Source organism: Burkholderia sp. BC1 (assembly GCF_052683555.1).
In genome coordinates, this window is sequence record NZ_JBQYLP010000008.1 from 57,875 (window position 1) to 77,835 (window position 19,961).

At 70.0% G+C, this 19,961-nt stretch carries 19 protein-coding genes, 1 pseudogene and 1 riboswitch; of the genes and pseudogenes, 14 read left to right on the forward strand and 6 right to left on the reverse strand.

Annotated elements, in window-relative coordinates:
* Positions 1 to 43: 43 nt before the first annotated feature.
* Genes cobJ through cobG form a run of 4 tightly spaced genes read right to left on the reverse strand, consistent with a single transcriptional unit; the run spans position 44 to position 4,524 of the window.
* Complete coding sequence (gene cobJ / locus ACSHSS_RS06020) at positions 44 to 1,759, reverse strand: precorrin-3B C(17)-methyltransferase (RefSeq protein WP_445544705.1); 1,716 nt, start codon at positions 1,757 to 1,759, stop codon at positions 44 to 46.
* Positions 1,756 to 2,490: a precorrin-2 C(20)-methyltransferase gene (locus ACSHSS_RS06025; protein ID WP_445544706.1), complete on the reverse strand. Its 735-nt coding sequence runs from the start codon at positions 2,488 to 2,490 to the stop codon at positions 1,756 to 1,758. Before ACSHSS_RS06025 ends, cobJ begins: the two co-directional genes overlap by 4 nt.
* Positions 2,487 to 3,113 (reverse strand): precorrin-8X methylmutase, encoded by a 627-nt coding sequence (locus tag ACSHSS_RS06030; protein ID WP_445544707.1) that lies wholly within the window; start codon positions 3,111 to 3,113, stop codon positions 2,487 to 2,489. The genes ACSHSS_RS06025 and ACSHSS_RS06030 overlap by 4 nt, the downstream gene beginning before the upstream one ends.
* The gene (gene cobG, locus ACSHSS_RS06035) at positions 3,106 to 4,524 is read right to left on the reverse strand and encodes a precorrin-3B synthase (RefSeq protein ID WP_445544708.1); all 1,419 of its coding nucleotides are present in this window, start codon (positions 4,522 to 4,524) and stop codon (positions 3,106 to 3,108) included. The genes ACSHSS_RS06030 and cobG overlap by 8 nt, the downstream gene beginning before the upstream one ends.
* Before the next feature lie 68 nt (positions 4,525 to 4,592).
* Positions 4,593 to 4,781, reverse strand: a riboswitch (cobalamin riboswitch).
* 306 nt (positions 4,782 to 5,087) lie between these two features.
* On the opposite strand from cobG, the gene cbiE reads away from it, so the two are divergent.
* The 4 genes from cbiE to cobM are packed head-to-tail and all read left to right on the forward strand — an operon-like array spanning position 5,088 to position 8,911.
* On the forward strand, positions 5,088 to 6,326 hold the full coding sequence (gene cbiE / locus ACSHSS_RS06040; RefSeq protein ID WP_105855446.1) for a precorrin-6y C5,15-methyltransferase (decarboxylating) subunit CbiE: 1,239 nt from the start codon (positions 5,088 to 5,090) through the stop codon (positions 6,324 to 6,326).
* Positions 6,326 to 7,414 (forward strand): cobalt-precorrin-5B (C(1))-methyltransferase, encoded by a 1,089-nt coding sequence (locus tag ACSHSS_RS06045; RefSeq protein WP_253578366.1) that lies wholly within the window; start codon positions 6,326 to 6,328, stop codon positions 7,412 to 7,414. Before cbiE ends, ACSHSS_RS06045 begins: the two co-directional genes overlap by 1 nt.
* Entirely contained in the window at positions 7,411 to 8,142 is a 732-nt protein-coding gene (locus ACSHSS_RS06050) for a cobalt-precorrin-6A reductase (protein ID WP_445544709.1), read from the forward strand. The genes ACSHSS_RS06045 and ACSHSS_RS06050 overlap by 4 nt, the downstream gene beginning before the upstream one ends.
* 40 nt (positions 8,143 to 8,182) lie before the next feature.
* The gene (cobM, locus tag ACSHSS_RS06055) at positions 8,183 to 8,911 is read left to right on the forward strand and encodes a precorrin-4 C(11)-methyltransferase (protein WP_445544710.1); all 729 of its coding nucleotides are present in this window, start codon (positions 8,183 to 8,185) and stop codon (positions 8,909 to 8,911) included.
* 262 nt (positions 8,912 to 9,173) lie between these two features.
* Here the strand turns inward: cobM and ACSHSS_RS06060 are convergent, their stop codons facing one another.
* Positions 9,174 to 9,878 carry a glutathione S-transferase N-terminal domain-containing protein gene (locus tag ACSHSS_RS06060; protein ID WP_060043087.1) on the reverse strand — a complete coding sequence of 235 codons (705 nt, stop codon included), beginning with the start codon at positions 9,876 to 9,878 and terminating at the stop codon, positions 9,174 to 9,176.
* A 389-nt stretch (positions 9,879 to 10,267) separates the two neighbouring features.
* Here ACSHSS_RS06060 and ACSHSS_RS06065 point away from each other — a divergent pair, with 389 nt between their 5' ends.
* From ACSHSS_RS06065 to ACSHSS_RS06085, 5 genes are all read left to right on the forward strand, one after another.
* Complete coding sequence (locus ACSHSS_RS06065) at positions 10,268 to 11,425, forward strand: ABC transporter substrate-binding protein (RefSeq protein WP_445544711.1); 1,158 nt, start codon at positions 10,268 to 10,270, stop codon at positions 11,423 to 11,425.
* 49 nt (positions 11,426 to 11,474) lie between these two features.
* Complete coding sequence (locus ACSHSS_RS06070; RefSeq protein ID WP_059940969.1) at positions 11,475 to 12,554, forward strand: ABC transporter ATP-binding protein; 1,080 nt, start codon at positions 11,475 to 11,477, stop codon at positions 12,552 to 12,554.
* A 61-nt stretch (positions 12,555 to 12,615) separates the two neighbouring features.
* Positions 12,616 to 13,488: an ABC transporter permease gene (locus ACSHSS_RS06075; protein ID WP_006414195.1), complete on the forward strand. Its 873-nt coding sequence runs from the start codon at positions 12,616 to 12,618 to the stop codon at positions 13,486 to 13,488.
* A complete protein-coding gene (locus tag ACSHSS_RS06080) occupies positions 13,488 to 14,411 on the forward strand; it encodes an ABC transporter permease (RefSeq protein ID WP_217115226.1) in 924 nt (307 codons plus the stop codon). Before ACSHSS_RS06075 ends, ACSHSS_RS06080 begins: the two co-directional genes overlap by 1 nt.
* 162 nt (positions 14,412 to 14,573) lie before the next feature.
* Complete coding sequence (locus ACSHSS_RS06085) at positions 14,574 to 15,014, forward strand: hypothetical protein (RefSeq protein ID WP_105752432.1); 441 nt, start codon at positions 14,574 to 14,576, stop codon at positions 15,012 to 15,014.
* A 300-nt stretch (positions 15,015 to 15,314) separates the two neighbouring features.
* Here the strand turns inward: ACSHSS_RS06085 and ACSHSS_RS06090 are convergent.
* Positions 15,315 to 15,425: pseudogene (locus tag ACSHSS_RS06090) on the reverse strand (DUF4148 domain-containing protein); the annotation flags it as partial.
* Between the two features lie 218 nt (positions 15,426 to 15,643).
* Here ACSHSS_RS06090 and ACSHSS_RS06095 point away from each other — a divergent pair.
* The 5 genes from ACSHSS_RS06095 to ACSHSS_RS06115 all read left to right on the forward strand — a co-directional run bounded on the left by ACSHSS_RS06095 (position 15,644) and on the right by ACSHSS_RS06115 (position 19,948).
* Positions 15,644 to 15,856: a hypothetical protein gene (locus ACSHSS_RS06095; protein WP_006414192.1), complete on the forward strand. Its 213-nt coding sequence runs from the start codon at positions 15,644 to 15,646 to the stop codon at positions 15,854 to 15,856.
* Positions 15,857 to 16,269: 413 nt separating this feature from the next.
* The gene (locus ACSHSS_RS06100; protein WP_105763819.1) at positions 16,270 to 17,460 is read left to right on the forward strand and encodes a CaiB/BaiF CoA transferase family protein; all 1,191 of its coding nucleotides are present in this window, start codon (positions 16,270 to 16,272) and stop codon (positions 17,458 to 17,460) included.
* 12 nt (positions 17,461 to 17,472) lie between these two features.
* Positions 17,473 to 18,450, forward strand: coding sequence for a hydroxymethylglutaryl-CoA lyase (locus tag ACSHSS_RS06105; protein WP_445544712.1), 978 nt, complete (start codon positions 17,473 to 17,475; stop codon positions 18,448 to 18,450).
* Positions 18,447 to 18,830 (forward strand): VOC family protein, encoded by a 384-nt coding sequence (locus tag ACSHSS_RS06110; RefSeq protein WP_006404794.1) that lies wholly within the window; start codon positions 18,447 to 18,449, stop codon positions 18,828 to 18,830. The genes ACSHSS_RS06105 and ACSHSS_RS06110 overlap by 4 nt, the downstream gene beginning before the upstream one ends.
* Positions 18,831 to 19,054: 224 nt before the next feature.
* Positions 19,055 to 19,948 carry a LysR family transcriptional regulator gene (locus ACSHSS_RS06115; protein ID WP_445544713.1) on the forward strand — a complete coding sequence of 298 codons (894 nt, stop codon included), beginning with the start codon at positions 19,055 to 19,057 and terminating at the stop codon, positions 19,946 to 19,948.
* The last annotated feature ends 13 nt before the right edge of the window (positions 19,949 to 19,961 follow it).

Below are 19,961 nucleotides of genomic sequence, written 5' to 3' on the forward strand. Positions count from 1 at the left end.
GGGCGTGCCGCTGCCGCGCACGCCTCAGTGCGCGGCGCGTCGCTCATCGATACCAGCGCGGCGTATAGACCCACTCGCGTCCGGCGCCGATCGCAAAGCGCCGCGTCGTCGACGAGCCGACGATCACCATCGTCCGCATGTCCACCTGATCGCTGCGCAGCGCGCCGAGCGTCGTCGTCGCGAGCGTTGCGCCGGGGCGGCCGATGTCGCGGCCGAGCACGACGACCGTATCGGCCGCACGGTGCGCGCGCACGACGTCGAGCGCACGATCGAGCTGCCAAGGTCGCGCGCGCGAGATCGGGTTGTAGAACGCCATCACGAGATCGGCTTCGGCCGCATGCCGCAAACGCGTTTCGATCACGTCCCACGGCTTCAGGTTGTCCGACAGCGAAATCGCGCAGAAGTCGTGGCCGAGCGGTGCGCCGACCTGTGCGGCAGTCGCGAGCGATGCCGATACGCCGGGCTCGATCCGCAGGTCGACCGCAGCCCACTGCGGATCGCGTGCGTCGTCGAGCGCTTCGAGCACGGCGGCGGCCATCGCGAACACGCCCGGATCGCCGGACGATACGACCGCCACACGCCGGCCGGCGGCCGCCAGCTGGAACGCATGGCGCGCGCGCTGCATTTCCTCGCGATTGTCGGTGCCGTGCACGCGCTGATCGGCGCGGAACGGACCGGCCATGTTCACGTACGTCGTGTAGCCGAGAATGTCGGTCGCATCGGCGAGCGCCGCGCGCGCCGCGGGCGTCAGCCACGCGGCGCCGCCGGGCCCGAGCCCGAGCACGGTCAGGCGGCCGCGTCCGCGGCCGAGCGTCGCCGCATCGACAGGCTGCGTCGCGACCGTGCACGCGAGGCCGTCCGCTTCGCCGCGCAACGCGTGCGGCACGCGCAGTGCGCGCGCGAGCAGGGCGGCGGCGTCCATGCCGGCATCGGCGCCGTCGTCCGCATCGACGAAACGCAGCGGCACGTCGAGCGCTTCGGCGGCGCTATCGAGCGCAGAATCGCCGATGGTCGACGCAGGCGCGACGATCGCCGCGAGCGCACGCCGCGCAAGCCCGCATGCGTCGAGCAGTGCGTCGATCCGCACGGCGAGCGGTTCGGCCGCGCGGCTCGCGTGCGGGCCGATGCCGACCACGACGCTGCGCGGATGAATCACCAGTTCGTCGCGTGCGACGCGCACCGCGTCGGGCGTCACGCGGATCGCATGGGCCGCCGCCGCGTCGCGCGGCAGCGCGACATCGTCGAGCCACGGTGCGGGGCCGTCGATGCGCGTCGACGCACCGGCGAGCAAATCCGACACGAAGCGCTTGCCCTGCGCGAGATCGGCGAGCACATAGCCGTCGGGCGGGTTCAGCACGCACGCGCCGAATCGCAGTTCCCCGCTCGTCGTGATCGCCGGCGCGATCCCGAGTTGTGCGGCGATCTCGCGCGCGATCGCGTTGACGCCCGTCAGCCCGCCGAGCAGCGGCACGACGGCCGAGCCGTCCTCGGCCACCGCGAGCACGGGCGGCTCGACGCCTTTGTCCGCGAGCGCGGGCGCGATGCAGCGGATCACGATGCCGGCCGCGCACAGCGCGACGATCGGCAGCCCGCGCGCATACAGTTCGCGCAGATGCGCGCCGAGTTCGTCGAAGCGCACGTCCGCGTCGACACGTGACGCAAGCCCGTGCACCTGCGCGCCCGGATAGCGCGCCTGGATGCGTCGTGCGGTGTCGAGCGCACCGGCGCCGAGCACCACGATCGCCGGCGGCGTCGTCATCCTTGCCATTTTTCCCCCGGCACGACGAGCAGCGAGAAATACGGCGACGCCATCGGATCGACTTCGTCGAGCGGCACGATGCGCTGGCTCGCCATCGTCGCGCGCTCCACATAGCGCGCACGCTGCGCGAGCCCGAGCTCGTCGAGCACGCGGCGCACCTTGTCGAAATTGCGGCCGAGCTTCATCACGACGGCCGCGTCCGCCTGAGCGAGACGCGTGCGCAGCTCGTGCTCGGGCAGCACGCCGGACAGTACCGACAGGCTCTGGTTGCGATACACGAGCGGCTGACCGAGCACGGCCGTGCCGCCGAGCATCGCGCACACGCCCGGCACGATCTCGGTGTCGTAGCGCGGCGCGAGGCGATCGTGCAGATACATGTACGACCCGTAGAAGAACGGATCGCCCTCGCAGATCACCGCGACGTCGCGGCCCGCGTCGAGATGCGATGCGACGATGTGGGCAGCGGTGTCGTAGAAGTCGGCGATCACGGTTTCGTAGCAGAGCGGCGGCGGCAGCGCCTCCGTCGTTACCGGATAGACGAGCGGCAGCTGCAGCTGCGAGTCGCGCAAGTGCGCTTCGACGATGCCGTACGCGTTGCCTTTCTTGCCTTTTGCGACGAAATACGCGACCACCGGCGCAGCCTGCAGCAGACGCAGTGCCTTCAGCGTCATCAGTTCCGGGTCGCCGGGGCCGACGCCGATCCCGAACAGGCGTCCGCGCGCGGCCGTCATTCGGCCTCCGACGCGAGTGCGTTCACTGCGGCGGCCGCCATCGCGCTGCCGCCGCGCCGGCCGAGCAGTGCGACGTACGGCACGCCGCGGCTATCGTCGGTGAGCAGCGCCTTCGACTCGGCCGCGCCGATGAAGCCGACCGGAAAGCCGAGAATCAGCGCGGGCCGCGGCGCGCCGGCGTCGATCATGTCGAGCAGATGGAACAGCGCGGTCGGCGCGTTGCCGATCGCGACGATGCTGCCGGCCAGGTGCGGGCGCCACAGTTCGAGCGCGGCGGCCGAACGCGTGTTGCCGAGCTGCCGCGCGAGGTCGGGCACTTCGGGCGCGTTCAGCGTGCAGAGCACGCGATTGCCGGCGGGCAGCCGCGCGCGCGTGATTCCTTCGGCGACCATCCGCGCATCGCAAAGGATCGGCGCGCCGGCCGCGAGCGCCGCACGGCCGGCCGCGCCGGCGCCCTCGGAAAACCGCAGATCGTAGACGACGTCGACCATTCCGCACGCGTGGATCACGCGCACCGCGAGCTTCTCGAGGTCGGGCGGAATCCGCGACAGGTCGGCCTCGGCGCGGATCGTCGCGAACGACTGGCGGTAGATCTCTTGCCCGTCGCGTAGATAGTCAATCATCGGTGGTGTCCTGGCTGGAGTCGTGGTCGTGTCGCGTGCGCGCAATCAGCGCCGCGGCGCGGTCGATCGTCAGATGGTGGGCGAGCGCGATGCCGGGCGAGGCCGCCGCGACATCGCGCCGATACAGGTCGTAGCGCGCCGGCGCGACCGCGACGAGCGTATGCGCCGCCGTGCGCGGCAGTGCGCAATGCCGCTCGCAGCCGCTCAGATGCACGTCGAGCGGCCGGCCGACATGCGCAGCGAGCGCGAGCGCGTCGCGTTTCGTGTCGGCGCGCGCTTTCGCGCAGCCCGTGCTGCCCGCGCACGCGACGAGCGTCGCGCGCGGATCGGACGGCGCGCAGACGAGACCGAGCGCCGCGAGCGCCTCGAGCACGGCCGGCGCCTGCGCGTGCACGACGCCGTGCACGAACACGCCTTGCCACGGCGTCATCGTCAGCGTGCCGTCGCCGTATGCATCGGCCAGTGCCGAGAGCCGTTCCAGTTGCGCGGCGTCGAGCCGTCCGAGCGCGAACTGCGCGCCGACGCTGCAGCGCGACGCGTCGACCGACGCGCGCGCGCCGAAGCGCCACGCGGGATCGGACGGCGCACGCCGCCAGCGGGCCAGCGCGGGATCGGCAGTCAGTGCGAAGGGCAGGTCGCGTTGCGCGCGCGTCAGCAGCGCAGCTTCGCCGCACGCGGCGAGCAGCGTACGCATCCGCGTGACGTCGGCCGGTGCGAGATCGAGGAACGCGTGCAGCAGCGCGCGAACGAGTGCGACCGTGTGCTCCGGCGCCACGTCGACGGCCGCGGGGGCGTCGTCGTGCGAAGTCGGCGGACAGCCGGCGAGGCCGGCCGCGATGCGCGTCGCGCCGTCGTCGCGGCGCCATGCGGCGAGCCAGATGTCGTGCGGATGATCGAGCGCGGCGACCGATTCGCCGCCGTCGAACTGGATCGAGAATTTCGGCGACAGCTCGCCGCGGCGCGGATCCGTCGCGAGCAGATCGAGCAGCGGCGCGGCGAACGCGCGGCTGTCGACGAGCGCCGCGCGGTCGTGACCGGCGAGCGGGCTCAGCATCAGGTTGCGTGCATCGTCGCTCGCGGCCAGCGCGGCTGCGTCGTCGAGCGCGCGCATCTCGGCCGCGTGCGGGCCGAGCTGCGCATCGAGCAAGGCGCGCACGAGCGCATCGGCCGCGCCGCCGCGGATCCCGCGTATCTGCAGGTTCGCGCGATTGGTCGCGTCGATCGCGCCGGAGCCGTACCTGCGCGCGGCGGCGGCGATCGTGCGTGCCTGGTTCGCGTCGAGCCGGCCGCCCGGCAGCTTGATCCGGCACAGTCCGCCGTCGGCGGCCGCGACGATGCGCACGAGCCCCGGACAAGCCGACGGGCGCGCGACAGGCGACGCGGTAAACGGAACGGAGAAGGCGGGACTCAACGGGGCACCGGGACAGTGTCGCGCCGCGGCCAACGCATCGGTACACCCCGCCCGACGCCGGCTGGCACGCACGCACTTTCAGGCCGGCAGGTCTCCTGGCTGACAGGTCGGCGCCTGCTCCCGGCCTTCCCGGTGAAACCAGTGGCATGAGGGGGAGATCGGCTCGCTGTCTACAGTTGCGGGGGCAGCCACAGCGGCGCGATGCGCCCTGTGTTCCCTCTTCGGCCCCGAAGGGCACCGGCGAACGAACGCGCGTAGGATACCCGATTTCGCGGGCGGCTCGCGACCGGAAAACCGTGCGGCGGCACGTGGACGGCAGCGCCGCCGTGCCGAAGCTGTTCTTCGGTCGCCGGGCGGCGCATGCCGTGCGCTCGTCGCAGATATTTCATCGGCTGAATCTTCATCAGCCGAATCAGCTGAATCGGCCGCGCGCCGAATCGCCGGCCTGCGCGAAGCGCCGTCCTGCCTGCCGGTGAAACGCGGAGTCGAACACGGTACTATCCCGTTTTTGGCGATGCAGACCGGTACGCGGCGGCAACAGGACGAACGATGGGGAAGGGTGCATGACGGCATGGCTGACGGTGGTGGGCATCGGCGACGACGGCTTCGCGGGGCTCGGCCGCGCCGCACGCCGCGCGCTGCTCGACGCGACGCTCGTCGTCGGCGCGAAGCGGCATCTCGACATGTTGCCGTCGCGACTGCCGGCCGCGCGCGAAGCGTGGCCGTCGCCGTTCGACCTGTCGGGCGTGCTCGCGCGGCGCGGCTCGCCCGTCTGCGTGCTCGCGAGCGGCGATCCGATGCTGTTCGGCGTCGGCGCGACGCTCGCGCGCCGGCTCAGCGGCGACGAATGGCGCGTGCTGCCGGCGCCGTCATCGCTGTCGCTGGCGGCCGCGCGGCTCGGCTGGCCGCTGCAGGACGTCGGCGCCGTGTCGCTGGTCGGCCGCCCGCTCGCGACGCTCGCGCGCCATCTGCTGCCGGGCCGGCGCCTCTTCGTGCTGAGCGCGGACGGCCGCACGCCGGCCGCCGTCGCGGCCGAGCTCGTCGCGCGCGGCTTCGGCCCGACGCGCATGAGCGTGTTCGAACACCTCGGCGGCCCGCTCGAGCGGCGCATCGACGGTCTCGCGCAAGACTGGAACGTCGAAGAGACGGCCGCGCTCAATCTCGTCGCGCTCGATTGCGAAGCCGGCCCCGACGCGCCGCGCCGCGCGCTGACGCCCGGGCTGCCCGACGACGCCTATCGCCACGACGGCCAGCTGACGAAGCGCGACATGCGCGCGCTGACGCTCGCGCGCCTCGCGCCGGCGCCCGGCGAACTGCTGTGGGACGTCGGTGCGGGCAGCGGCTCGATCGGCATCGAATGGATGCGCGCGCATCCGTCGTGTCAGGCGATCGCGATCGAATCGCATGCGGAGCGGCAGCGCTTCATCGAACACAACCGCGACGCGCTCGGCGTGCCGGGCCTGCAGCTCGTCGCCGGCCGCGCGCCCGATGCGCTAGCCGGATTGGCCGCGCCCGACGCGATCTTCATCGGCGGCGGCGCGACGACGCCCGGCGTGCTGGACGCATGCTGGGCCGCGCTGAAACCGGGCGGCCGGCTCGTCGCGAACGCGGTCACGCTGCAGGGCGACGTCGCGCTCGCCGGATGGCGCGACGCGCACGGCGGCACGCTCACGCGCGTGTCGATCGCGCATGCGGAACCGCTCGGCCGCTTCGACACCTGGCGACAGGCGCTGCCCGTCACGCTGTACGACGTGCGCAAACCCGATACGGCCGCCGCGCCGTGCGCCGCGGAGTGCCGCTGATGCGCGACGAGACGCCCGAACGGCCCGCGCCGCTGCGCTTCGGCTATACGACCGGTAGTTGCGCGACCGCGACGTCGCTCGCGGCGTCGCGCCTGCTGCTCGCCGGCCGCGCGGACGACGCGGTCGAAATCGTCTTGCCGAAAGGGCAGCGCGTGATGATGCGCCTCGAATTCTGCCGCGCGACGGCCGACGGCGCGGAAGCCGGCACGATCAAGGACGCCGGCGACGATCCCGACGTCACGCACGGCGCGCTGATCTTCGCGCGTGTCGCGCTCGGCGGCGCACGCGGCGTGCGTTTTCATGCGGGGCCGGGCGTCGGCACGGTCACGCGCGCGGGCCTCGCGCTGCCGATCGGCGAACCGGCGATCAATCCGGTGCCGCGCCAGATGATGACGACACACCTCGACGCGCTCGCCGCCGAACAGGGCTATACGGGCGGCTTCGACGTGACGATCGGCGTCGAAGGCGGCGAGGCGCTCGCGCTGAAGACGATGAATCCGCGTCTCGGCATCGTCGGCGGGTTGTCGATTCTCGGCACGACCGGCATCGTGCGGCCGTTCTCGTGTTCGGCGTACATCGCGTCGATCCATCAGGGGATCGACGTCGCGCGCGCCAACGGCGTCGCGCATATCGCCGCGTGCACCGGAAACGCGAGCGAGGACGCGATGCGCGCGCACTACGGCCTGCCCGACATCGCGCTGATCGAGATGGGCGATTTCGCGGGCGCGGTGCTCAAGCATCTGCGGCGCGCGCCGGTCGCGCGGCTGTCGATGTGCGGCGGCTTCGGCAAGCTGAGCAAGCTCGCGGCCGGCCATCTCGATCTGCACAGCCGCCATTCGAGCATCGACTTGCCGCTGCTCGCGCAGTGGGCGCGCGATGCGGGCGCGAGCGACGCGTTGCAGGCCGCGATCCGCGCGGCCAATACGAGCGTCGAAGCGCTGGCGCTCGCCGGCGCGGACGGCGTGCCGCTCGGCGATATCGTCTGTGCGCATGCGCTGCGCGTCGCGCGCGACATCGTGCCCGCGTCGGTCGCCGTCGAGATGTTCGCGATCGACCGGCAGGGCCGTTTCGTCGGGAGCGCACGATGAGCGCGCGCATCCTGCTGCTCGGCGGCACCGGCGACGCACTGACGATCGCGCGCGCGCTCGGCCCGCAGCACGTCTACAGCCTCGCGGGGCTCGGCAAGGTGCCGGACGATCTACGCTGCGCGGTCCGCGTCGGCGGCTTTGGCGGTGCGGCGGCGCTTGGCGCGTATCTGCGCGCCGAGCGGATCGGCCTCGTGATCGACGCGACGCATCCGTACGCCGCGCGGATCAGCGCGAACGCGGCCGCCGCCGCGCGCGACGCCGGCGTGCCGCTGTGGGCACTGCGCCGCGCGCCGTGGACGCCGCAACCCGGCGACGACTGGCGCATGGTCGACGACTGGGCCGGCATCGAGGCCGCGATCGCGCCGTTCCGCCGGCCGCTGTTCACGCTCGGTCGCGAACCGCTCGCGCATCTCGACGCGATCCCGCCGCACCAGTTCTGGCTCGTGCGCTGCCTCGATGCGCATCCGGGCAACGCGCGCGCACAGATCGTCGTCGCGCGCGGGCCGTTCACGCTCGACGGCGAACGCGCGCTGTTCGCGCTCGCGGGGATCGACGTCGTCGTCAGCAAGAACAGCGGCGGCAGCGCGACCGAAGCGAAGCTCGAGGTCGCACGCGAGCGCCGGCTGCCGGTCGTGATGCTGCGCCGGCCGACGCTGCCCGATGCCGATCGCACGTTCGAGTCGGCCGCCGCGCTGCTCGCTGCGCTCGATCCGGCCGCGCGCGCGTGAGACGCGGCGCATCGCCCCATCTACTGACGGAGTTTTTTCGATGACGGTGTATTTCATCGGCGCGGGTCCCGGCGACCCGGAGCTGATCACGGTGAAGGGCCAGCGCCTCGTGCGCACGTGCCCGGTGATTCTGTATGCGGGCTCGCTCGTGCCGGCGGCCGTGCTCGACGGCCATCGCGCGGAGCAGGTCGTCAATACCGCGGAGCTCGATCTCGACGCGATCGTCGCGCTGCTCGCCGACGCACATGCGAAAGGGCAGGACGTCGCGCGCGTGCATTCGGGCGATCCGTCGCTCTACGGCGCGATCGGCGAGCAGATCCGCCGGCTGAAGGCGCTCGGGATTCGCTATGAAATCGTGCCGGGCGTGACGGCCACTGCCGCATGCGCGGCGACGCTCGGCGTCGAGCTGACGCTGCCGGGCGTCGCACAGACGGTGATCCTCACGCGCTTCGCCGGCAAGACGACGATGCCCGAAGGCGAGACGCTCGGCTCGCTCGCCGCGCATCGCGCGACGCTCGCGATCCATCTCGGCGTGCGCCATCTCGCAAAAATCGTCGACGAAGTGCTGCCGCACTACGGGCCCGACTGTCCGGTCGCGGTCGTGTATCGCGCGAGCTGGCCCGACGAGGAACGCGTCGTCGGCACGCTCGCCGATATCGTGGCCAAGGTGCGGCACACGTCGATCGAACGCACCGCGCTGATCCTCGTCGGACGCGTGCTCGATGCAGAAGGCTTCGCCGATTCGACGCTGTATGGGGGCGAACGCTGAGCGTGCGGCGCGCGGCGCGTTCGCACCGGCCGTTGCCGCGTGCGCGGTCGACGCAGAGGCACACCGCATATCGGCGCGAACGCGCAACCGGCGTGGCGGCCGCAACAACGGCTGACGGAAACGGGAGAATGCCGGTCGACACCCGGTCGCGGCGGCCGGACGTAAAACGGGCCGCAGTAGCGCGGCCCGACAGACACGGTCCGCCGTGCGAAGCGCGGGCCGGCAAAGGAGGCGGGCAGCGTACCGCGCGCCCGCCATGCGCTCAGTCGCGCGCCGGAATGTTCAGCCCGCGCACAACGGCCGGCCGCGCGACGAACGCCTCGAGCGCACGCGCGACGTGGCGGAACTCGCCGAAGCCGACCAGATCGCCGGCTTCATAGAAACCGACGAGATTGCGCACCCACGGGAAGATCGCGATGTCGGCGATCGTATAGGTGTCGCCCATCATCCACTGCCGGTTCGACAGATGCGCATCGAGCACGCCGAGCAGGCGCTTCGACTCGGCGACGTAGCGGTCGCGCGGACGCTTGTCTTCGTACTCGCGGCCCGCGAACTTGTGGAAGAAGCCGAGCTGGCCGAACATCGGCCCGATCCCGCCCATCTGGAACATCACCCACTGGATCGCCTCGTAGCGGCCGGCCGGATCCTTCGGAATCAGCTGGCCGGTCTTGTCGGCGAGATAGATCAGGATCGCGCCCGATTCGAACAGCGGCAGCGGCTTGCCGTCCGGACCGTTCGGATCGAGGATCGCGGGAATCTTGTTGTTCGGGTTCAGCGACAGGAACGCCGGCGAGAACTGGTCGTTCGTGTCGAAGCGCACGAGATGCGGCTCGTACGGCAGCCCCGTTTCCTCGAGCATGATCGACACCTTGACGCCGTTCGGCGTCGGCAGCGAGTAGAGTTGGAGACGGTCGGGATGCTGGGCCGGCCACTTCTGCGTGATCGGAAAGGCGGACAGATCGGACATGGGGATACGTTCGTCGAGTTGAAGAATCCGCGCCCGGGCGCCGCCGCAACGTGCGCCGCGAGGGCGGTGCGATCGTGGCGGCAGCGCGAGCGGGCGCGCCGAAAACGCCCACTGTAGCCGATTCGGGAAACGGGTGCAGGACACCGCGCGGTGCATGCGCGGTCCGGCGCGGCACCGCGAACCGTCAGACGAACGCGGCGCGACGTTATATGACGTCTTAACACGCGGGACGCAGCGAGCCGATTCCTCGGCCGGACGCCGTTTCATTAAAGCTTTTTGTTAGGGAAATTCCCGCCCCGGTTGTCATGATTTTTTGTTGACCGACATCGTATAACGCCGTCATGATTTCCCGAAAGAAAGGTCCCATCCACTGACCGCAGAGAGGAGACATGAACACAACCAGGATCGTTCGCCGCATCGCCGTCGCGCTGGGTTTGACGTTGTCGGCTGCGGCGGCCGTCGCCGCGCCCGTGTCGCTGAATGTCGTCGACGTCGCGGGCAACCTGCAGCTCACGCAGAAGGCCATCGAGGCGTTCAGGGAAAACAATCCGAATCTCGTCTCGAACGTCACGTTCACGAACGCGCCGGCGCCGCAACTGCCGGGCAAGATCAAGGCGATGCAGGCGGCCGGGCGGGCGGACATCGACCTCGTGCTGACCGGCACCGACGCGCTCGCGGCCGGCATCGAGCAGAACCTCTGGCTCAAGCTGCTGCCCGACCATGCGGCCGCGCTCCCCGGCGTGCTTGACAAATACGCGCCGGGCCCGCGCAAGATGCAGGATCTCGCGCAAGGTTTCGGGCTCGAGGTCACCTACATGCCGGCCGGCCCGCTGCTCGAATACAACCCGGCGAAGGTCGGCGATCCGCCGAAGACGCCCGAGCAGTTGCTCGCCTGGTGCAAGGCGCATCCGAACAAGCTGATCTACGCGCGGCCCGCGAACTCGGGGCCGGGCCGCACGTTCCTGATGGGGCTGCCGTACGTGCTCGGCGACAAGAATCCGCAGGACCCGATCAACGGCTGGGACAAGACCTGGGCCTTCCTCAAGCAGCTCAACGACTGCATCCCGTACTACCCGGGCGGCACGTCGGCCGTGATGAAGGAGCTCGGCGAAGGCACGCGCGACATGACGGTGACCGTCACCGGCTGGGACATCAACCCGCGCGCGCTCGGCATCGTGCCGGCCGACTTCCGGATCCAGGCGTTCGACAACATGACGTGGGTGAACGACGCGCACTACATGGTGATTCCGAAGGGCGTGCCGAAGGACAAGCTCGACGTGCTGTTCAAGCTGATGACCTTCCTGCTCGAACCGGCTCAGCAGGCGATGACCTACGACGACGGCTACTTCTATCCCGGCCCGGCCGTGAAGGGCGTGACGCTCGAGATGGCGCCCGCGCACAGCCAGGACGTGATCCGCAAGTTCGGCCGCCCCGAATACGCGAAGCTGCTCGCCGAGCGTCCGCACGTGCAGCCGCTCAGTGCGCAGGCGATGGTCGCCGCGTTCCAGAAGTGGGACCGCGAGATCGGCTCGCAGAAGTCGAAGTGACGGTCGAACCCGCGGGCGCCGGTGCGCCCGTGTCACCGGAGTGTGGGGCATGAAGCACAGTTTCGAACGGTTGCGGCTCGATGGCGTCTGTCGCAGCTTCACCAACGCGGAAGGCGCGCAGGTGGCCGCGCTGAACGGGCTCGACCTCGACATCCGCCGCGGCGAGTTCATCGCGCTGCTCGGCCCGTCGGGCTGCGGCAAGTCGACCGCGCTGAACTGCATTGCCGGGCTGCAGCCGCTCACGCGCGGCGGCATCTGGCTCGACGACACGCGCATCGACGTGCTGCCGCCCGAGCGTCGCGGGTTCGGGATGGTGTTCCAGAACTACGCGCTGTTTCCGCACATGACGGTGCTCGACAACGTCGGCTTCGGGCTGAAGATGCGCGGTGTGCCGAAGCAGGAAGCGCGCCGTCGCGCGCAGCAGGCGCTCGAACTCGTGCAGCTCGTCGGCCACGAAGGCAAGCTGCCGGGCCAGCTGTCGGGCGGCCAGCAGCAGCGTGTCGCGATCGCGCGCGCGATCGTGATCGAGCCGCCGCTCGTGCTGATGGACGAGCCGCTGTCGAACCTCGATACGAAGCTGCGCATCGAGATGCGCGCGGAGATCCGCCGCATCCATACGCAGCTCGAGCGCGCGACGATCTACGTGACGCACGACCAGGACGAGGCGCTGTCGATGGCCGACCGCATCGTCGTGATGAAGGAGGGCGTCGTGCAGCAGGTCGCGTCGCCGAAGGAGGTCTATACGCGCCCGCACAACCTGCACGTCGCACGCTTCATGGGCTATCGCAACGTGCTGCCGTTCATGCTCGAAGGGATGGCCGGCGACTACGTGACGGTCGCGGCCGCCGGCGTGCGTCTCGCGGGCGTGCCGATGGCGGGCTTCGACGGCAAGGCGGTCGCGGTCGCGCTGCGGCCCGACGATATCGAGCGCGCGGATGCCGCCGCCGACAACACGTTCGAGGCGACGGTCGAAACGGTCGAATACGGCGGCCGCGATTCGCTGATCCGCGCGCTCGCGCCGTTCGGCGCGATCTGGGCGCGCGTGGCGGGCGAGTTCGCACCGGGCGAACGGCTGACGCTGCGCGTCGCGCCGTCGCGCACGCTCGTCTATCCGGGAGACGCGCCATGACCGCGTGCCGCCCGCTCGTCCGCATGCCGCGCACGGCACGGGCCGCCGGCCGGGAGGCCGCATGAGCACGCTCCTGTCCGGCAGCGCGCCGCGCGACGCGAAGGCGTGGCTCGTCACGCCCGCGCTCGCGTTCATCGTCGCGCTGTTCATCTACCCGTTCGCCTACGGCCTCGTGCTGTCGTTCGAGCCGATGAACGGCGGCGGAATGCTCGCGAACTACGTGCAGTTCTTCACCGATACCGCGCTGTGGCCGACCGTGCTCGTCACGCTGAAGCTCGCGGTGCCGGCGACGCTGATCAACGTCGGCGTGTCGGTGCCCGTCGCGTTCGCGCTGCGCCGCAATTCGCCGTACCAGAAGTTCGTGACGACGCTGCTCGTGATCCCGGTCACGCTCGGCACCGTGCTCGTCGCGGACGGGATGCTCACGTACTTCGGGCCGAACGGCTGGTTTCCGCAGGCGCTGCACGGACTGCATCTGTACGCGGACGAAGTGCGTCTCACGCACAACTACTGGGGCGTGCTGCTGTCGCTGATCGTGTCGGGCTTTCCGTTCGCGTTCCTGCTCATGCTCTCGTATATCAGCGGCATCGACCCGACGCTCGCGCGCGCGGCCGCGACGCTCGGCGCGAATCCGTGGCAGCAATTCCGCCAGATCTATCTGCCGCTGCTCGTGCCGGGGCTCACGATGGCCGCGTGCCTGTCGTTCGTGCAGGCGTTCTCGGTGTTTCCGTCGGCCGTGCTGCTCGGCGCGCCGGCCGGCCCGACGCGCGTGATCTCGATCGCGGCGGCCGAAGCCGCGTTCGAGAACTACGACTACTCGCTCGCGTCGGCGATCGCGATCGTGATGGGCTTCGTGCAACTGCTGGTGGTCGCGTCGATGCTTGGCGCACGCCGTTTCTTCTACTCGGGTCCGGTGACGGGAGGCAAGGGCTGATGGCGATCGACAATCATGCGGCACCGGCCTGGCCGCCGAAGCAGGAGCCGCAGGACGCGCGACCGGCCGATACGCCGAAGCCGCGTGCGTTGCGCGGCGGCCTGACGGGCCGCGCATGGCATGCGCTCGTCTGGGCCGTGATGGCGTTCTTTCTGCTGAACGTGCTGCTGCTGATCGCGACCGTCGCCGTGAATTCGGTCGCGACGCGCTGGTTCGGCACGCCGCTGCCGCAGGGCTTCACGCTGCACTGGTACGCGAAGGCGTGGGAGGACTTCCAGCTCGCGAGCGTGCTCTGGGTGACGGTCGAAGTCGTCGGCGCGGTCGTGCTGCTGTCGATCGCGCTCGGCGTGCCGGCCGCCTATGCGCTCGCGCGCGTGCAGTTCCGCGGCAAGCGTTTCGCGTTGCTCGTGTTCCTGCTGCCGCTGATGGTGCCGCCCGTCACGTACGGGATTCCGATGGCGACGGCGATGTACAAGATCGGGCTCGCGGGCACGCTATCCGGCGTGATTCTCGCGAACCTCGTGCCGGCGCTGCCGTTCGTGATTCTCGTGATGACGCCGTTCATCGAGCAGATCGATCCGAACCTCGAAGCCGCCGCGCGGATCTTCGGCGCGAACACGTGGCGCTACTTCCGCTACGTGCTGCTGCCGCTGCTCGTGCCGGGCATGCTCGCGGCCGGGCTGCTCGTGCTCGTGCGCACGATCGGGATGTTCGAGCTGACCTTCTTCACCGCCGGTCCGAGCACGCAGACGCTCGTCGTTGCGCTGTACTACGCGGTGTTTTCGACCGGCGTGCGCGCGCCGCAGTCGATCGACGCGATGGCGATGATCTACATGGCGATCACGCTCGTGTGGGTCGTGATCGCGCTGCAGTTCGTGAGCCCGACGCAGCTCGTGAGCCGCGTGAAGCAGGAGCGTCAGTAGCGTCGCGGGCGCGTGCCGTCCGCACGATCGGTTACAAATGGATACCGCGCGCGTCGCGCGGACGTTGCAGACTACGCGGCGTACCGGCCCCGCGGCGCGCATGCGCAGCGTCGCAGGCCGCCCGCTATTGACCCACGCTATTGACCGATCGACGAACGCTCCATGAAGTTTCACTCGCTGCTGATCCTCGGCTGCGCCTCGACGCTGCTGGCCGCCTGCAACCTGATCCACGACGGCCCCGGATCGTCGGACGTCGATGCCGCGGTGCGCCGCGCGCTCGAAGCCGAGAACCACGGCGGCCTGAACGCGCTATTCGGCCAGCCGCTGCCGGTGTCGGCCGACGTCGTGTCGGCCCAGCCCGACGGCGACTGCAGGAAGGCCGGCGAACGGACCTATACGTGCGACGTCGTCGTCACGTGGCGCAATGCCGATTACACGCCGTCGCGTGCGAATCTGACCTTCGTGCAGGCCGCCGACGGCACGTGGCAGACCTCGGGCGTCGATGCGGCGATCGCGACCGGCGCCGCCAAATCGCTGATCGACAAGATCGGCCGAGCATGGCCCGGCAACGGGGCGAGCGGCACGTCGGCCGCCGCGCGGTGATGGGGCGTTCGCCGTATCACGCTGGCAGCGACAGCGACAGCGACAGCGACAGCGACAGCGACAGCGGCATGGCGCGGCGTGCGCCAATGCGAATCCGCTGGACATGATTCGACGCGATTCGCCCGGCGGCATCGACGTGCAGACGCAGGCTGCGACGGCCCGATAGCGCTCGACACGTCTGGCTCCCGCGCCAACGCCCGTGGCCTCAGCGACGCGCACCTCGGCGGTCTGAATGTCGTCCGGATACGCGCTCTTGAACGGCTTGTAGCCGACGAGTTCGAGTCGACTCAGCTGCGCAACCACTTCGGCACGCGTCACGGGCCGCTTGGCGGGCTGCGCGAACGACCCGAACGACGCGAGCGGCGCCGCGATCGCAGCGGTAGCGACGAGCAGGGAAAGGGCGGCTTTCATCGTCTTCGGGCTTTCCGTCAAGACACGACGCCGACGCAGCCCGATTGCCGCGCTGGTCCCGTCATCGCTTTCGACGGGCGCTTGACGGCGGCTTAACGGCGAAAAAGGGCGCGAACATCGCGCCCGGCCGCCTCCCGCGCATCTTCGGTATGACGAATTCGATATAGGGAAAACCCTTATCTTGCGTTACAATGTCGGCCTTGCTGAAAGGTCGAACCATGCCTGAACGTTTCCAAACCCTCGAAAAATTCGTGTTCTCGCTCGTCGTGATGTCCGCGGTCGTGTGCTCGGCATTTCTCGCGTACGAACGCCATCCGGAAATCAAGATCGCGCTGCAGCAAGGCGAAGCGCTGATGCGCGAAAGCGCGAAGTACTCGACGATCTGCTCGCCGTCGAAGGTCGATCCTTGCGTCGAGATGTCGGCTTACTGAGCGGCGTCGCATCGCGAATCCGCGTTTTCCCGACTTCCGCCGTCGCGTGACGATGCTCGCGCGACCGGCGGCGCTGCTGTAAATCGGCTCGCCTAACGGGCTTGCCGACCGGATCACCAACCGCTCCAGCCGGCCTGATCGCGGCTACCTGAGCCGCCGTCCTCTGTCCGCCGTTCCCCTCGTCGCACACCACCGCCCTGCATCCCACGCGGCGCCGGTCCATTCCCCCGTCATCGTCGCTTCTGCGCTTTCCGCGCCGGAAAGTACGCGCTTCTCCGCGGCCAACACACCGTCGATCGCCCGCGCACGCCTTTCCGAAACGGAAAGGGCGCTTGAGCATCGATCGATTTTCGCGCCGCGCAAACGCAGTCATGATCGCCGCCATGAACCCCATTACCTGATCGGAGACAGTCATGACAACACCGCTCGACGGCATCCGTGTGCTCGAACTCGGGCAATTGATCGCCGGGCCGTTCGCCGGCCGGATGCTCGCCGAATTCGGCGCGGACGTGATCAAGATCGAGCCGCCCGGCGTCGGCGACCCGCTGCGCAAATGGCGGCTGCTGCACGACGGCACGTCGGTATGGTGGGCCGTGCAGTCGCGCAACAAGTCGTCGGTGACGCTCGATCTGCGCACGCCCGAAGGACAGGACGTCGTGCGCCGCCTCGTCGCCGAAGCCGACGTGCTGATCGAGAATTTCCGCCCCGGCACGCTCGAAGGATGGGGGCTCGGCTGGGACACGCTGTCGGCGATCAACCCGCGGCTCGTGATGCTGCGCGTGTCGGGCTACGGGCAGAGCGGCCCGTACCGCGACCGGCCGGGCTTCGGTGCGATCGCCGAAGCGATGGGCGGGCTGCGGCATCTGACCGGCGAGCCGGGCCGTACGCCGGTGCGCGTCGGCATCTCGCTCGGCGATTCGCTATCCGCGCTGCACGGCGTGATCGGCGTGCTGCTCGCGCTGCGGCATCGCGATCGGCCGGGCGGCACGGGGCAAGTCGTCGACGTCGCGCTGTACGAGTCGGTCTTCAACATGATGGAAAGCCTGCTGCCCGAATACGCGGTGTTCGGCACGGTGCGCCAGCCGTCCGGCAGCAGCCTGCCCGGCATCGCGCCGACCAACGCGTATCGCTGCCGCGACGGCAAGTACGCATTGATCGCCGGCAACGGCGACAGCATCTTCCGGCGGCTGATGGACCTGATCGGCCGCGCCGACCTCGGCCAGGATCCCGCGCTCGCGCACAACGACGGCCGCGTCGCTCAGGTCGAGCGCCTCGATGCGGCGATCGGCGCCTGGACCGCGCAGCACGATCTCGACGACGTGCTCGCCGCCCTGCATGAAGCGCGCATTCCGTCGGGCCGCATCTACGACGTCGCGGACATCGCGTCCGATCCGCACTACCGTGCGCGCGACATGATCGTCGACGATGCGCTGCCCGACGGCACGCCGGTGCTCGTGCCGGGCATCGTGCCGAAGCTCGCCGCGACGCCGGGACGCATCGCACGGCCCGCGCCCGCGCTCGGCGCGGATACCGACACGGTGCTCGAATCGCTCGGCATCGATGCGGCGACGCGCGACGACTGGCGCGCTCGCGGCGTGATCTGACGGAGGCTCGACATGAACGCTCGACACCAACGGTACAAACGGCTCCATCTGCACGAAGTCGCGCCGCGCGACGGTCTCCAGAACGAAGCGGCATTCGTCGACACCGACGCCAAGATCGCGCTGATCGACGCGCTGAGCGCGTGCGGCTACGCGAAGATCGAAGTCACGTCGTTCACGTCGCCGAAGGCGATCCCCGCGCTGCGCGACGCGGAGGCCGTGATGCACGGCATCGCGCGCGTACCGGGCGTCGTCTACACCGCGCTCGTGCCGAACGTGCGCGGCGCAGAGCGCGCGCTGTCGTGCGGCGTCGACGAGGTGAACCTCGTGATGTCGGCAAGCGAGAGCCACAACCGCGCGAACCTGCGGATGACGCGCGAGCAGTCGTTCGCGCAGCTGCGCGAGGTGATCGACGCGGTGCGCGGCACGGGCATCGCGATCAACGTGTCGCTGTCCACCGCGATGGGGTGCCCGATGGAAGGCGACGTGCTTGCCGAAACGGTGCTCGCATGGATGCAGCGGTTCGCCGATCTCGGCGTGCACGGCTTCACGCTTTGCGACACGACGGGCATGGCGTTTCCGTCGCAGGTGCGCGACCTCTGCGAACGCGCACGCGCGCGCTTCGGTGCGCTGCCGCTGACGCTGCACTTTCACAATACGCGCGGAATGGCGCTCGCGAACACGCTCGCGGCGCTCGACGCCGGCATCGACCGCTTCGACGCGTCGCTCGGCGGTCTCGGCGGCTGCCCCTACGCACCGGGCGCGACCGGCAACGCGTGCACCGAAGAGCTCGTGCACATGCTCGAGCTCGACGGCTACGACACCGGCGTCGATCTCGCGGCCGTGCTCGCCGCGGCCGCGCGATTGCCCGCGCTGATCGGTCACGACGTGCCGAGCCAGCTGCTGAAAGCCGGGCGCCGCTCGGACCTGCATCGTGCGCCGACCGAAGCGATCGCAGCGCCGCGCGTTGTCCTCGATGGAGCACGCACATGACACTGATCGATCGCATCGACCATCTCGTGCTGACCTGCGTCGATCCCGAGCGCACGCGGCAGTTCTATGTCGACGTGCTGCAGATGCGGCTCGAAACGTTCGGCGCGGGCCGCATCGCGTTCCGCTTCGGCAACCAGAAGATCAACCTCCACGTGCGTGGCGCGGAGTTCGAGCCGAAAGCGCACCTGCCGGTGCCGGGCGCGCTCGATCTGTGTCTGATCGCGGCCGTGCCGCTCGACGACGTGATCGCACACCTTGCACGCGTCGGCTGGCCGATCGTCGAGGGGCCCGTCGAGCGCACGGGTGCGACGCAGCGGATCCGGTCCGTCTACGTGCGCGATCCCGATCTGAACCTGATCGAGATCGCCGAGCCGATCTGAGCGAACCGATCTCGCCGCGCCGGCCGGCGCGGCAGCGCCGTCTCGCACGAGCGGCGCGCCGGCTCGCGCACGGCCGCGCCGACTGTCAACCTGCCAATCCCGCCCGCCGCCCGCGGCCCGCCGACGCATGCGTGCGCGTATGATCGGCGTCAGGCCCATGCGCGCCCGCGCATACCCTACCGGCGCGGGCGCGGCTTTCTCCTCAGGCTTTCCAGGACCTGCCCATGGTGAACCCGCTTCATTTCGATCTGCAGTCATTGCGCGTATTCGCGCTCGTCGCCGAGCACGGCAGTCTCACGAAGGCCGCCGAGCACGGGCAGCTCACGCTGTCGGCCGTCAGCAAACGCATCGCGGAACTCGAGAGCGTGACGGGCAGCGCGCTGTTCGTCCGGCATGCGCGCGGCGTCGAGCTGACGCCCGCGGGCCGTGCGCTGCTCGATCATGCGGCGATGATTCTCGAACAGGTGAACCGGATGGCGCACGAGATGAGCGACTACGCCGCCGGCGTGCGCGGCCACATCCATGTCTGGACGAACACGTCGGCCATCGTCCAGTTCCTGCCCGCCGATCTCGCCGCGTTTCTGACCGACAACCCCGGCATCCGGATCAGCCTCGCGGAGCGGCTCAGCCACGAAATCGTCGATGCGCTCGCGGCCGGTCAGGCCGACCTCGGCGTGTTCGCGGACAACGTGCCGGCGCCCGGCATCGAGCGCCGCGTGTATCGGCGCGACGAACTCGTGCTGCTGGTGCCGCGCGGCCATCGCTTCGCGACGCGCGAGCGGATCCGCTTCGCCGAGACGCTCGATGAGGACTACGTCGGGCTCAGCGACGGCAGCTCGCTGCTCGCGCGAATGACCGATGCGGCGTTCGCGGCCGAGCGGTCGCTGAAGCTGCGGATCCAGGTATCGAATTTCGACGGCGTGAGCCGGATGATCGAGGCCGGGCTCGGGATCGGCGTGCTGCCGCGCGACGCCGTGACGGGCGAGCGCGCGGCACGGCTCGGCGTGGTGACGCTCGAGGATGCGTGGGCGACGCGCACGCTGTGGGTCGGCGTGAAGGCCGGTGCGGCGCTGACCTCTGACATCGCGAAACTGTTCGACTTCATGTCGGCACGCTGAGGCGCCGACACGC